Source organism: Nitrospira sp., assembly GCA_024760545.1.
In the GTDB taxonomy this organism is placed as follows: Bacteria; Nitrospirota; Nitrospiria; order Nitrospirales; family Nitrospiraceae; genus Nitrospira_D.
This window is the reverse complement of sequence record CP060501.1, coordinates 2,648,907-2,662,425: the sequence shown is the minus strand read 5'-3', so window position 1 is coordinate 2,662,425 and position 13,519 is coordinate 2,648,907. Positions and strand designations below refer to the sequence as shown.

At 56.2% G+C, this 13,519-nt stretch carries 11 protein-coding genes; 8 read left to right on the top strand and 3 right to left on the bottom strand.

Annotated elements, in window-relative coordinates:
- Positions 1-71 precede the first annotated feature (71 nt).
- Positions 72-524 carry a PDZ domain-containing protein gene (locus H8K03_12510; protein UVT18647.1) on the top strand — a complete coding sequence of 151 codons (453 nt, stop codon included), beginning with the start codon at positions 72-74 and terminating at the stop codon, positions 522-524.
- 817 nt (positions 525-1,341) lie between these two features.
- Positions 1,342-2,013: a formylglycine-generating enzyme family protein gene (locus tag H8K03_12505; protein UVT22466.1), complete on the top strand. Its 672-nt coding sequence runs from the start codon at positions 1,342-1,344 to the stop codon at positions 2,011-2,013.
- A 67-nt stretch (positions 2,014-2,080) separates the two neighbouring features.
- On the opposite strand, the gene H8K03_12500 is transcribed toward H8K03_12505, so the two are convergent.
- Positions 2,081-4,144, bottom strand: a complete 2,064-nt coding sequence (locus tag H8K03_12500; GenBank protein UVT18646.1) for a TonB-dependent receptor — start codon at positions 4,142-4,144, stop codon at positions 2,081-2,083.
- Between the two features lie 40 nt (positions 4,145-4,184).
- Positions 4,185-4,661, bottom strand: a complete 477-nt coding sequence (locus tag H8K03_12495) for a CopD family protein (GenBank protein UVT18645.1) — start codon at positions 4,659-4,661, stop codon at positions 4,185-4,187.
- A 152-nt stretch (positions 4,662-4,813) separates the two neighbouring features.
- Here H8K03_12495 and H8K03_12490 point away from each other — a divergent pair, with 152 nt between their 5' ends.
- Both H8K03_12490 and H8K03_12485 read left to right on the top strand, forming a co-directional pair.
- Positions 4,814-5,689, top strand: coding sequence for an SUMF1/EgtB/PvdO family nonheme iron enzyme (locus tag H8K03_12490; GenBank protein UVT18644.1), 876 nt, complete (start codon positions 4,814-4,816; stop codon positions 5,687-5,689).
- 97 nt (positions 5,690-5,786) lie between these two features.
- Entirely contained in the window at positions 5,787-6,368 is a 582-nt protein-coding gene (locus tag H8K03_12485; protein ID UVT18643.1) for a hypothetical protein, read from the top strand.
- 18 nt (positions 6,369-6,386) lie between these two features.
- On the opposite strand, the gene H8K03_12480 is transcribed toward H8K03_12485, so the two are convergent.
- On the bottom strand, positions 6,387-7,160 hold the full coding sequence (locus tag H8K03_12480) for a carboxypeptidase regulatory-like domain-containing protein (protein ID UVT18642.1): 774 nt from the start codon (positions 7,158-7,160) through the stop codon (positions 6,387-6,389).
- 543 nt (positions 7,161-7,703) lie between these two features.
- Here H8K03_12480 and H8K03_12475 point away from each other — a divergent pair.
- From H8K03_12475 to hyfB, 4 genes are all read left to right on the top strand, one after another.
- Positions 7,704-9,101, top strand: coding sequence for a PAS domain-containing protein (locus H8K03_12475; protein ID UVT18641.1), 1,398 nt, complete (start codon positions 7,704-7,706; stop codon positions 9,099-9,101).
- Complete coding sequence (locus H8K03_12470) at positions 9,098-10,456, top strand: sigma-54-dependent Fis family transcriptional regulator (GenBank protein UVT18640.1); 1,359 nt, start codon at positions 9,098-9,100, stop codon at positions 10,454-10,456. The genes H8K03_12475 and H8K03_12470 overlap by 4 nt, the downstream gene beginning before the upstream one ends.
- 462 nt (positions 10,457-10,918) lie before the next feature.
- Positions 10,919-11,209, top strand: a complete 291-nt coding sequence (locus tag H8K03_12465) for a hypothetical protein (protein ID UVT18639.1) — start codon at positions 10,919-10,921, stop codon at positions 11,207-11,209.
- A 278-nt stretch (positions 11,210-11,487) separates the two neighbouring features.
- Positions 11,488-13,515, top strand: coding sequence for a hydrogenase 4 subunit B (gene hyfB, locus H8K03_12460; protein ID UVT18638.1), 2,028 nt, complete (start codon positions 11,488-11,490; stop codon positions 13,513-13,515).
- The last annotated feature ends 4 nt before the right edge of the window (positions 13,516-13,519 follow it).

Here is a 13,519-nt window from a genome sequence, read left to right as displayed (position 1 = left end):
TCCACGGTCCGGTCGAATGGGAACATCGATAAAGCGTACTTTCTTAACCACAACAAATCGGAGGATTGCATATGCGGAACAGATACATTGCTGTCATGGCAGGTGTCATATTCAGTCTATTATTGAGCAGTCCGCTTCGGGCTGCAGATCAACAAGATCAGGCATCGCCTGCTCCTACAGAGGGAGCCGGTGTAATCGGTATTTCGCTCCACCTCGGGGCCGACCGTGTCGGCGACCCGGCAACGTTATATGTCGGCAGAGTGCATCAGGAGGGACCGGCCCAAAAAGCTGGGCTGAAGCACGGAGACGAGCTGGTGAGCGTGGACGGAGTCGCAGTCTCGGGAAAGACTTACGAGCAGGTGGTGAAGATGATTCGAGGTGAAGCGGGGACGAGTGTGAAATTGGCGGTGAAGCGGGAGGGAACTCCTCAGGAGATTTCAGTCACCCGAATCGCCGGTGAAAAATTGATGAAGAGCCCGGGGGATCACGGCGCTTACAAGGACAAGCCGCACCCCCAGCCGTAAGCCGTGTGCGTTTCGTTTGCCCGGCGTACTCCTGCATCGATCCGAGAGACGCCGGGCGCAACTTGCCGGAGATCTGTCGCGATCCACGACCATCACTCTACACAATTCAGTCGACCGCGGAGGCTCCTTTATGCTTGGGCTGCATTATGCTATGTTCCGAGTCACGAAAGCTGTGTTCACGACGGCCGATACTCTGTATAGAAGACAAGACCCGCTGCCATAGACCATTACCAGTGGGAGGGAAGCGATTATGAGGCAGACCCTTAGGGCTCTGGGTTTTCTCATATGCTTGAGAATAGTCGCGGCCTCAATGGCGGCGTCGGCAACCGAGACAGGCGAACAGGATTTTGCCAAAGGGGAGACGCTGCTGAAGAAGAAGCAGTATGCGGAAGCGCGCGCGGCGCTGGAGGTCGGCATCGCGAACAACTCCTCGAATGTGCAGGCGCATTTTAACTTGGCTGAGGCCTGTCGGGGATTAGCTGCCTGGGCCTGCGCCGAAGAACATTACGAAACCGCGTTGCATTTGGATGCGAAATCCAGGACAGCCGGGACGAAGGAAGTACGGTTGCGCAAAATGGAGGTGTGGCGATCGCTGGAGGAAGTGACGGCCTGGCGGTTGTTGGAGGAAGCGAAAGGTCTGATTGCGGCTGGGCAGGCTCAGCCCGAGCAAATCAAGAAGGCGGAGGAAGCCCTGGACGGTGCCAATGAGCTAGGGCTCAACCGTGAGCAACTGACTGCCTATCAACAATTGGAAGCACAACTCCCTGGTCGACGCTCGACCACCGTGTTGGATAGTCTCAAATCAGACGACCAGCCGATGGCGCTGGTGCCGGCTGGAGAGTTCACCATGGGGAGCACCATGAGCCCCGATGAAAGGCCGGTGCATCGCGTCTACCTCAATGCCTTCTATATGGATAAGTACCACGTGACGGTTGGGCAGTATGCCAAGTATCTGGTTGCGACGGACCTTGAGGCGCCGCCGGAATGGGATATCATGAACCAACCCCAACATCAAAAGCGCCCCGTCGTCAATGTCAGTTGGTCTGATGCCGCCACGTATTGCAAATGGGCCGGTAAGCGCCTACCCACCGAGGCGGAGTGGGAAAAGGCGGCGCGAGGGACGGATGGCCGCCTTTATCCCTGGGGCAACGAGGCCCCCACCAGGCTCCACGCGAATTTCGGCAAAAAGGAATGGGCAAACCATATGGCGTTGGTTCCGGTGGGGATGTTCGAGATGGGCAAGAGCCCCTACGGCATCTACGACATGGCCGGTAATGCTTGGGAATGGGTCAACGACTGGTATGACCATGACTATTACAAGAAGAGCCCGGCCAAGAATCCTCAAGGACCGACGACAGGTAAATCGAAAGTCGTGCGGGGCGGTAATTGGCTGTATATCCAGGAATTTCTGCGTTCCTCCTTTCGCTTCAATGCCGAACCATCCAGTCGGCAGTTCGGCTATGGGTTCCGTTGCGCCAAGAACTCCTAGCTTTGGGGTGGTTCGATAAGTGTGTTGATTGCTATGGAACCCCGGCGGATCTCCTTCACTATCCCGGCTAAAGATCAATCCGGAGTCCACCAAGGACGAGGAGCGGCTGTCCGAGTGTTTTGAGCCCTCCCGTTTGCGTGGCGATGTAGTGCCTGTCGGTGAGATTCTCGCCATGAATGAACAGTTCTGCCCATGAGGCGATTCGTTTCCGCAGTGACGCATCGAGAACGATGAAATCCGCGATGGGTTGCCGGTTCAGATCGTCCGCGAACTGCCGGGACAGGTATCGGGCCTGAAGCGTGAACTGCACAACGCTCGGTTGGCCGACCGTGAGCGCGGCCGTCACCTGGTGTCGAGAGACGTTCGGAATGCGCAGGCCCTCGTGGGACGGGTTCCCCGGGAAACTCGTCATCACCGAATCCACGAATGAATATCCGACGGTCAGATAAAGCCGGTCGTCCAGCCGGCTCCGTAATTCGACATCGGTGCCGACCGATCGACCTTCTCCGATATTCTGTCTCATCGCGGACGCCGGTCCTTGAGTGACGAAGAGGATCTGGTCCTTGATCACATCGTAATGGCCGGTGGCGCGGAATCCGAGCAGGCCATCCGGCAGTAGCTCCGCTTCGACCTTCATATCACCGCCGGTGAGCCGTTCCGGCTCCAGACGGTCGTTGCTCAGAAACGTAAACCCTGACGAACTGAAGTCTCGGTACAATTCGTTCAAAGTCGGCGCGCGAAACGCCTGGTAGACCGATCCCCCGACGCGTACACGGTCGTTGATCCGGTACAGCACGCTGAACTTTGGATTGATGATGCTCGCGGTATTGTCCTGCGTCGCGCTGATCGGTCCTGATCCTGCCGTACGCGACCCGCCGAAGTTCTTCCACCAATCCCAGCGCGCACCGGCCGTGAGTACCAACGCATCGAGCGGCTCGAAGATCAATTCACCGAACGTTCCCATCCCCAGCTGTTTGCCGCGCGTCATGAACGGCGCCTGAGAAGCGACAAGCACTTCTTGGGATTGTGCGATGATCGCACGCGCGTCACCGCCCATCACGATCCGGAAGAACGAGAGAAGTGGCGCGCTCCATTGCGCCATGCCGCCGATATCGTTCGAAGGAATTGTCTGTAGCCGGTCCGGTTGATCGGACAGGCGGACGAAGGGTGAGGGAAGCACGACAGCGCTCTGATTATTGAACGTTTGCCATTGAGCAAAGGTTTTCGCTTCCCACACTCCCCACCTGCCCTGATCTCCCTTCAAGCCGAATGAAACTGTGCCGATCGTGCGGTCGCCCTGACTGAACGGAGTTCCAAAGGAACGGTCTTCCCTATAATAGGTGCCCGAGATCGTGGCGGTCGTGTGAGCGGTCAGCTCATGGGAGACTCGGCCGGTGAACTGATGATGCTCCGACCCGACGGGTAGATCCACAGGCCCTCGTTGATAGGACGGGACTGTGAGAAATCCCGTTGTATCAAAACGGCGATAGCTGATGATCATCCCCGTTCGGTCATTCCCATATTGAGCTCTGACGGATTGGATGTTTGTCCCAAGCGACCCTCCACTCAGTTCACCGTTTGCGCCGGTCTTGGGACGACCGGATTCGGAAATGATATTGATGACTCCACCCATCGCCCAGGTGCCGTAGAGGTTCGATCCGCCGCCGGGAATGATTTCGACCCGTTCGACTCGGTCAGGCACAAGCCCCCAATTGATCCACCCTCCAAAGCCATCGTTCAACGGCACACCGTCCAGCAGCACGAGGGCGCGTCGGGTTCCCAAGCCTCGGATGCTGACGAATTGGGCAGTAGGATGGTTGTATCGACTGCCAAGGAGACTCGGCTGGACTGCAGGCACATAGCGCAACAGGTCATCGATCTGTGTGCCGCTCTGAAAGGGCGTGCGGCGGATGTCTTCTTGCGTCAAAATGGTCGCCGCAGCTGAAATGCGCGACGGAGCCATGGGAATTCTGGTCGCGGCCACGACGACTTCGCGTGCCTGGAGCGTCTCGTCTCCTTCGGCATAGGACATCTGACCGAAAGAACACCACACAACGAGAGCGAGCGCCGCCTTCACACGTCGCCGGATGTATCGCTCAGCTGATTCGTCCATGACCTGTGATGCACCCACGGCAGCGGAGAGCCTTCAGGTAGGTCATGAGCGGAGCATGTTATCCTCGCGCCAGTACCGTCGCCGCGATGACCACAGCCAGCGCGATGAACAATGAAAGGCGGGGAATCCAGCGCGCGGTCTTGAACACGATCTGCTCCCCTGTCGTTCGTTGAGGTTCTGGAATCGCGCTGACCCGACTGACATTGGGACCAAGTACGAGATCGTGCAGCATGGTCAAAAATAACAGAAGGCCTACCAGAGTCAGCTTCACCGTCACAATACCAGTCCATGAGGCGGGCTCCATGACATGGATGCCGCGTTGGGACAATAACATCGGGCCGGTGGCCAAGAGGACCGCGATCGCGATCCAGACGACAGGGCGAAATCGAAGCGCGGCGGATCGGAACAGGGCCATGAATTCCGGCGCCGCCTTGCGGCCCCGGACCAAGGGCGCCAGAACGAGGGACAGGAAAATCATCCCCCCAACCCAGCTGACGGCGGCGAGGATGTGCAGCACCACCAAGGTTGAATACATATCGCCGCATAATAATCGATCCGGTAGGAAAAATCGTCATGTGTCCCGTGTCACTCGAAACCACGTCGCCATCTGCTCTCTCGAAAGACGATCGATGGGGCATTTTCACGACGACCATTGACTCCTAGCCGATGTTATCGGTAGAGGAAGACATGATCCGTCATCGAGCCGTTCTCGGGCTTCTCGTCATTGCGACGCTCGTGGGACTCTTGGCGAAGCCGGCGATCGGAGACGCAACAGAAGAGTCGTCATCCGGCCGTATCGCCGCGCTCGCCCACGGTTCTCCCATGATGACGGTGGCCGAGGGCTTGTTTCTCATCGGAACCGCCAGGACCGCCCAGACATCTTTCAGTCTCGAGTTCCCTTACGATGACACCGAACAGCCACAGCGCCGAGTGTGGCTTGATCGGTTTGATATCGACCGAGATGAGGTCAGCCTCGGAGAATTCCTGTTGTGGTTGCAACAACAGCAACGTCCTATTCCTGAAGAAATACGCAAGCTGATCGATCACATGACGACGGTGCATGCCGTATCGCCGGCGACGTTAACCCGTTGGCCGGCCCTCTACGTCACATGGGCCGAGGCCTCGGATTTCTGTCGCGCACGAGACAAGCGCCTTCCGACCGAAGCCGAGTGGGAAAAGGCGGCACGGGGTGATCACGGCAACCTGTTTCCATGGGGGCAACAGCCTCCTGCACCGGGGGTGGCCATGTTCGGACAGTACCATGTCCACGAAATTCCGATCGTGGCTGCAGTTGACAGCGGCGAGGAGGGCCGCAGTCCCTATGGCCTGCACCATATGGCCGGGAATGCCGCCGAGTGGGTCCAAGATTGGTTTGGGATCGATTATTATGCGACTATGCCCGACCGCAATCCGCGCGGAGTTGGTCAGGGCCGCTATAAAGTGGTGCGGGGTGGATCGTGGAAGAGCGCGCCGGTGTTGCTCCGTACCGCCACGCGAAGCGGAGCAGCACCGCAACAACGGGCATCCACTATCGGGTTTCGCTGTGCGAGACCCGCGCGATAACACACACGATGGCCAACATTCATTTCGGCGTATGAAGATTCGAATAACCCAGACTTGTTTCTTGGTGGCGCTGGTAGTAGTGATGAGTTTCGGTGTGATGACCGAAACCACCTTGGCTGGAGCGTTGGAGAACGAAGAACGGGGTTGGAAACTTTACACCAACGCCCGTTTCGGCTTTTCCGTCCGCTATCCGGATGACTGGCGCCTTGGCAACCCGCTACCTGATGGAACCGGCGTGACGCTCTACCCCTCCATTGAGCACACCCTCGTCGCCTTATCCGGTCACATGAATGTGGTGGGCGGCAGCAGCCAGGACGGACGGCAGACGCTCGATGAGTTCGCCTCGGCTCATCGCCGCATCATCACAGAACTGTATGGGAAGAAAAACATCCCCGTACGGTGGCGGCAAGACCAGGAGAGGTCACTGGCAGGATTCCCGGGGAAGCAATTGATCTTCACGTACAAGGACGACAAACAGGGCGAGATGATCGAACACCACATCTTCTCCCTTGGCCGCAACGAAGGACGGGGCATCCGGGTGAAGGTCCCGCTCCACTCGGAAGATCGGCTCATGCCGACGATCAAGAAAATGCTGGAGACCTATCAGCCTGGGCGAGATCAGAACGCGGTCAGCCCGCTCAAGCCGCAATCGGAACAATCGCCGGTTGCACCCCGATAATGCACACGTCGTGCTCCATTACTTGTTTTCAAACAACAGATCGAGGGAGACCGTCTCATTTGGTTTCACGGTGATCTCCCGCTCTTGCATTCCCAAAATCGGGTGCCAGGCCTTGATGCGGTAGGTGCCGGCCGGGAGATCTCCTATGGCGAATGAGCCCTCGAGATCCGTCACCGCATAATAGGGATTGTCGATGGCATATCCCCAATTCTGCATGTAGGGATGCATACCACACTGCATGGTAAACACTTTCCGCCCTTTGACCAGCTGCACGACATCCGTAGTCCCGCTGACTTTCAGCGCCGGCCGATGGAGGACGATATCCACTCCAGCCTGGTCATAGGCGTAGCCTTGAATATCGTGGGCAACCGGATCCCGATTGACGACGGTGACTCGACGCTTGTCGCTGACCACGGTCACGAACGGCAAGAACTGGCACATGGTCGCTTCCACTTCGGCATCGGTGAAAGTAAATGGCTTTCCTTTCTTAATGTCATCCACAACTATCACCACATCCTTGAGCCCACCGTCCGGGCCGATATTGACTTCCTTCAGGAGACGATGCCCGTTGCCATCCGATAGCTCTCCACAAAATGCGCGATCTGGGTAGCGATGCAGTTTGAATTCTTTCGGCTCCGGCACTGAACCCTTAAACGTGATCTTACCCCGCATTGTCCCGCCATCTGTGACGGTTCCCGACTCATACGCCTCGGCATCGGCGCACAGTCCGAAGCTCAGTATCGCTGATGCACAGACTGTCACCCACATTCCTGCCAGAATTGTGTTTCTCATGCCCCCCTCCGATCATGCGTTTGCTGTGGCATACCGGCCGACGGATCGGCCTTATCCAATCGTGATGGGCTTAGTAAGGTCCCGCTCAGAATTGACGATACCTAGCCGCCCCAGGAGATCTCAAAAGCAACTCGTATGCCTCGTGAAACAGACAAGCCATAGGCTGGATTTTCAGAGGCTTAGTGGAGAACCGTCGTGAGACTAGAGGATGTATGACTCCAAGTGGAGTGGAAACGTGCAAAGTTTGCACCATGATCCTTAGTGGCATTCGAGTTTTTAGCGAAATCGTGAGATTTGAAACGACAGCGAACGATGGTCTTCCCTCTTGAGCTGGATTACATGTGGACGTTTTTTCTGAAGCTCTGATCCGAAGATGGACCGCCAACCGCGATCCTAGACCATGGCTCCACCGAGAACCTCCTGATTCTCGCGCATGATGAAAACACTGAGTTCGTGTAGAATCCTACTGTGATCAAGCTCCCTGCACAGGAAATTGTGTGCGTGTAAGCATGGCGGCTGTGTGCGCTTCTATGTGACATTGCGATGTTCAGACCCATTCCAGAAACGACGCTCTTCCGAAGGATTCCCTATCGGTTGGTCGCTTCCGTGCTCTTGGTCCTCGCTTTGGTCGCCTCCGTCATTTTGCTTTTCAGCCTGGAACGAGAAAAGCTCCTCCTTCGGGGTTCTTCCGAGGGCGGTAAGGCTCCCACGGAATTGTTCCATGCCCTCTGGCAGTCACGCAGTGATCTGCTCGTCGAGGCGCTCCTTGTTTTCTTAGTGAGTTCGATAGGTATTGCCGCAGTCATCACGTTTCTTCACTACGACACTGCCCGAAAAACACTGGAAGAAGTGAAAGGGCTGGCGCGGAATATTCTACACAGTATTCCCACAGGCGTGCTTACGATTAACCGGGGAGGAATCATCAGCGCGGTGAATCCCACAGCGGAGGTGGTTTTGAATCGCTCCACATCGGAGTTGCTCGGCAAAGGGTATGATGCCGTATTCCCTAAAGATGACCCGATCCGCCAGATACTCGACGGAGCCTTGAAAGAGCACCGTCATTTGAATCACAAGGACTTTCTCTACGAATGCGGAGACCTAAACCCGAGGACAATTCGCGTGAGTACAGCGGAACTCACGGGGGACGATAAGAAACCGGCGGGGGTGATTTTGCAGGCGCAAGACGTTTCGGAGCGGTTAGCACTTGAACGACGCGTCCGTGTCGCAGAAAAGTTAGCGGCGCTGCACACGCTGTCTGCAGGGGTAGCGCACGAGCTGCGAAACCCCTTGAGCGCCATGGATCTGAATCTCCATCTTCTGGAAGAGGAACTTACGGAGAGGGGAACACTGGCAGAACCAGGGGCACGGTACCTTGGTGTCGTGAACGCCGAATGTCGCAGGCTCTCAGCGATTCTTGATAATTTTATGAAATTTGCCCGCCCGGGATCTGTTGGTTTGCACGAGGTCGATGTCAAGGCACTTATCGACCACATCATGACGTTGATGCGCTTCGAGGCGGAGGAACGCCGGATTCGATTCGAACAGGTAATGGAAGATCACTTACCGCCTGTGCTGGGCGATGCAACTCAGATCAGTCAAGTATTGGTAAACATCGTCGTCAACGCGTTTCATGCCATGCCCAACGGCGGACGCTGTCAGATTTCAGCGGTACAACGAGAGGCTGAAGGGAAACATTGGGTGGACATTACTGTAAAGGATAGCGGAGTCGGAATCACGAAGGAGCAGCTCTCCCATCTGTTTGAGCCCTTCTATACAACCAAGTCGAGCGGCACTGGACTTGGTCTTGCCATAGCTTACCGCATTATGCAGGATCATGGCGGTACGATTCAGGTTGCGAGTGTGCCTGGCGGCGGGACGATGGTGGTGACTCAATTCCCCGCGTCGATTGGTCAACCGGACAAGGTTGGTGTGGGATCATGACACAGGTCTTTCAGGTTCTCATCGTTGATGATGAAGTCAACATCCGCAATGCCCTGGTGACCATGTTGGAGAAAAAGGGCTACCGGGTCTGTGGGCTGGGCACAGGAGAAGAAGCTCTGCGACATCTCGAAGAAACACGAATGGATCTGGTGATCACCGATCTTCGGATGCCCGGGATGGGTGGTATAGAATTTCTGCGTCAACTGAAGGACAAATGGTCGGACACGGAAGTCGTCGTCATGACTGCATTTGGTTCGATCGATACAGCTGTTGAAGCGATGCGTCTGGGTGCCTATGACTATCTGACAAAACCGATCGATCGTGAGCGGTTTGGAGTGGTCGTGGAGAAAGCGCTGGAGCGTCATACCCTAACCTCCGAGAACAAGCAACTCCGTGACCGTCTTGAAACGAGAATACGTTTTGATCAAATGGTCGGTGAGAGTGACGCCATGCAGGGAGTCTATAGCTTGGTGGAGATGGTGGCGGACAGCGATGTGACGGTCTTGCTCACGGGGGAAAGTGGAACTGGGAAGGAACTCATCGCGCGTGCAATACACCATAAGAGCCCGAGGGCCGACGGGCCGTTCATTACCATGAACTGTGGTGCATTGCCCGAGAACCTCTTTGAGAGCGAGTTATTCGGGTATGAGAAGGGCGCTTTCACTGGAGCGATGTCAACCAAGGTCGGGCGATTCGAACTGGCGGACGGTGGTACGCTGTTGCTGGATGAAGTGGGTGAACTCTCGCTCAAGTCGCAAGTCGATTTTCTACGTGTTCTTGAGACGAAGGAATTTCGGCGTCTGGGCGGCACGAAACTGATCAAAGTCGATACGAGAATCCTTGCGGCTACAAATCGCAACCTGGAAGAGGCGGTAAAGCAGGGAGAGTTTCGGGAAGATCTCTACTATCGGCTCAATGTCGTGCCTATCCGCCTCCCGCCGCTCCGCGAACGGGCAGACGATGTTCCGCTGCTTGTGGATCGATACCTGGCCGAGTCTTCAGCACAACATCACCGCGGACGGAAAGAAGTTTCGCGAGAGGCCATGCGGCTGTTACGGCTCTATGGGTGGCCCGGAAACGTTCGGCAATTGCGAAATCTCATGGAACGGCTTGTCGTCACGGTGAAGGATACTACGATTCAACCCGGGCATCTTCCTGAGGAGATTCAGACTAGCAAAGAGGATGCACGGACCATGGTGATCACATTGGGAACGTCTATAGAACAGATTGAGCGGCAGGTCATTGAACGAACTCTAAAGGAAGTCACCAACCATCGAGAAAATGCCGCAAGGCTATTGGGCATTAGCCTTAGGACTCTCCAATACAAGATCAAGGAATATGGAATTCGTGACTGATTGCTCTCGCCCGAATCTTCGCCTTAATTCCCGACCTGATTAGTAGTCTTGTATTTTCAGCACTGCCGGGGAGGTATGAGGTTTTGTCATGACTCATACCGCAAGAAATGCACCTCAAGTCACTACTGGGCAGTCAAACACTGCACTTCTTGCACAACGTAATTTTCGGCTGAAGGATTGCGGTCCCAGCACCTCCCCACTCCAGCTATAACCCCGCGATAGATTTCATCCTTGCATAATATCCCTGTACCTGTTCAACAGCGGCACTCTCCCTGCAATAGCTTCTGTGTGCGAGAAATAAAGAAAGCGGCGGGGTGATAGGGAGGGTGTTGTCGTGAGATGCAGATTCTCACATAAGAATCCCTTCAGGCTTGTGACAGCAACCAGGATGCTGGTGATACCTGGCTGTGCGCAACCGACTGCCGAGCAACTTGAGGCTGCCAACAAAGCAAAGGGCTAGGCATGACCATTAAGAAGGGAGACGGGCGGGACTGCAGGCTGTGCGCGAGCCGTCAGCGGACGCTAGATTGGCTGGCGCAACTCCAAGAACTGTCGGACGCGCTTGTGCTCTGTCCCACTGACATTACAGCGCGATGCGAACTGGCTACGTTGCTCGAGCGACTCGACCAACACGAAGAGGCGTTGGTCAATTGGAACGCGGTGCTGACTTACGATCCCAACAATCTAATAGCACGAGAAGGATCGGCTCGCTGTCGGCAGCGGATGGACCGGTCCCTCCAAGCAGGAGGCTGATCATGAAAGACGATGAAACGCGGGCATGGCGGGGGTGGAAGGCGACGTTCTACGGTGTGTTGATCATCGCGCTGTTGGTAACCGTCGCACATTTGGTTTTGGGGGGTTGAGGTATGAGATGTTGTGGTCGGGTAGGCAGCCGGTGGCGAGAGGATGATGGGAGAGTTTCCCGCATCAAGATCGGTCTGTGTGAATCAGGTGATCAACCATCCCCTATCTAGGCCAAGCTGACGCATGAAGAGCAGACCCGATTCGTTTACAAGGCTCGAATCGATCGAATGTTGAACCTGTTATGGATCCTTCTCGGTGGGTATGTAGCCGGGATACTACTTCCGCTTTGTCTACCTCGACAGCCCAAAGCTCAAATTATCACGACCACCGCCCCCGCTATCGTGGCTACCAGCGCAGGCGTCGTTCTGGGGCTGCTCGGCCTCACGTCTTCGGATCCCATCACGGGATCGCTCGCCTCCACAATACCTCTGCTCACCTTCGCCATTCGGATTGATCCACTCGCAGCATTCTTCGTGTTGACCATCTCCCTAGCCGGTCTCGCCGCGTCGATCTATGCCATTGGATACATGCGGCATTTCGACGGGCGCACATCGCTCCCTCTGCTCGGAGCGCTCTTCAACGGTTTTCTTTGTTCCATGACCGTGGTGGTCCTCGCAGACAACGGCATCTTTTTTCTCATCGCCTGGGAACTCATGTCGTTGCTGTCCTATTTCCTCGTGGTGACGGAGCACGAGAACGCTGAGGTGCGGTACGCGGGATTGTTCTACCTGATCATGACGCATGTGGGAACCGCCTTCATCATCCTGACGTTCCTCATCTTTTTCCAAGAAGGCGGGTCGTTTGCGTTCGACGCTTTTCGACATCCGGAGCAGCCCTTGCCGGAGAGCATGAGAACGATCGCATTTCTGATAGCCCTGATCGGCTTCGGCACCAAAGCGGGCATCGTGCCGCTCCACGTCTGGTTGCCCTACGCACATCCAGCGGCGCCGTCGCATGTTTCAGCCTTGATGTCCGGCGTCATGATCAAGACCGCTATTTATGCCCTGATTCGGGTGTATTTCGATTTCCTCGGCGGGCAATTCCCCTGGTGGTGGGGCTTCGTTGTCCTCGTGATCGGCGCAGTGTCTGCGTTGCTCGGCGTCATGTATGCGCTGATGGAGCATGATTTGAAAAGCTTACTCGCCTACCACAGTGTTGAGAACATTGGCATCATTCTGTTGGGGATCGGAGCGGGGATGATTTTTCAGACCTACGGACTCAAGGAGTTTGCCGCGCTGGGCTTGCTGGCCGGACTGTATCATACGATCAACCACGCCATGTTCAAGGCCCTGCTGTTCCTGGGAGCCGGTTCCCTGCTCTATACGACGCACACACGCAACATGGAGGAATACGGCGGTCTTCTCCGGCGCATGCCATGGACCGGTGCCTGTTTCTTGATCGGGGCGGTGTCGATTGCCGCCCTGCCGCCGACCAACGGATTCGTCAGCGAATGGCTGGTGTTCCAAAGCCTCTTTCTCAGCTTTCACATTCCCGACACCTTCTTGAAGCTGATACTCCCACTTGCAGCGGCGATGCTGGCCCTGACCGGAGCCCTCGCCTTGGCCTGCTTCGCGAAAGCGTTCGGGATTTCATTTCTTGCCCTGCCACGGAGCACACACGCACGACATGCGAAAGAGGTTCCGATTCCAATGCGCGTAGGGATGGCCCTCTTGGCGACAATCTGTGTCGCCCTTGGTCTTGTGCCGATGGTGGTCGTGCCGCTGCTGGACCGAGTTGTCGCGCCGTTCACGGGTGTGTCGATCGAAGGCCACGTGCTGGCCCTTGACGGCTGGGCGCTCGCCACGGTGGATGTGGAGTTTTCCAGTCTCTCACCATCGATCCTTGCCCTGCTTCTGACAGTGCTTTCAGTGCTTGGGCTCGGGATCGTGGCGGCCTTTGGCGGGCTCATGAGGAAGCGCTATTACAAAACGTGGGGCTGCGGGATCAATCTGACGCCCCGCATGGAGTATACGGCGACCGGATTTGTGCAACCCATCAAACGAGTATTCAGCTCGATTTATCAACCGACGGTGAAGCTCGAGACGGAGTTTCTCCACGAGTCACAGTATTTCGCCAAACGACGGCGCTTTGAATTTCACGTTGAGCCGGTCTTTCAGAAGTATCTCTATGATCCGGTGCTCGCGTTCGTTACCGCCCTAGCCGGGCGTCTGCGGATCATCCAGGCGGGGAGCCTGCACCTCTACCTAGCCTATATCTTTGTCACACTGATTGTCTTGTTATTGTTCGCGGTATAAGCCG

Coding starts and splice junctions, on each gene's coding strand:
- H8K03_12465 (UVT18639.1), top strand. CDS start 10,919: ATGACCATTAAGAAGGGAGACGGGCGGGACTGCAGGCTGTGCGCGAGC.
- H8K03_12495 (UVT18645.1), bottom strand. CDS start 4,661: ATGTATTCAACCTTGGTGGTGCTGCACATCCTCGCCGCCGTCAGCTGG.
- H8K03_12490 (UVT18644.1), top strand. CDS start 4,814: ATGATCCGTCATCGAGCCGTTCTCGGGCTTCTCGTCATTGCGACGCTC.
- hyfB (UVT18638.1), top strand. CDS start 11,488: ATGTTGAACCTGTTATGGATCCTTCTCGGTGGGTATGTAGCCGGGATA.
- H8K03_12470 (UVT18640.1), top strand. CDS start 9,098: ATGACACAGGTCTTTCAGGTTCTCATCGTTGATGATGAAGTCAACATC.
- H8K03_12485 (UVT18643.1), top strand. CDS start 5,787: ATGACCGAAACCACCTTGGCTGGAGCGTTGGAGAACGAAGAACGGGGT.
- H8K03_12510 (UVT18647.1), top strand. CDS start 72: ATGCGGAACAGATACATTGCTGTCATGGCAGGTGTCATATTCAGTCTA.
- H8K03_12475 (UVT18641.1), top strand. CDS start 7,704: ATGTTCAGACCCATTCCAGAAACGACGCTCTTCCGAAGGATTCCCTAT.
- H8K03_12505 (UVT22466.1), top strand. CDS start 1,342: ATGGCGCTGGTGCCGGCTGGAGAGTTCACCATGGGGAGCACCATGAGC.
- H8K03_12480 (UVT18642.1), bottom strand. CDS start 7,160: ATGAGAAACACAATTCTGGCAGGAATGTGGGTGACAGTCTGTGCATCA.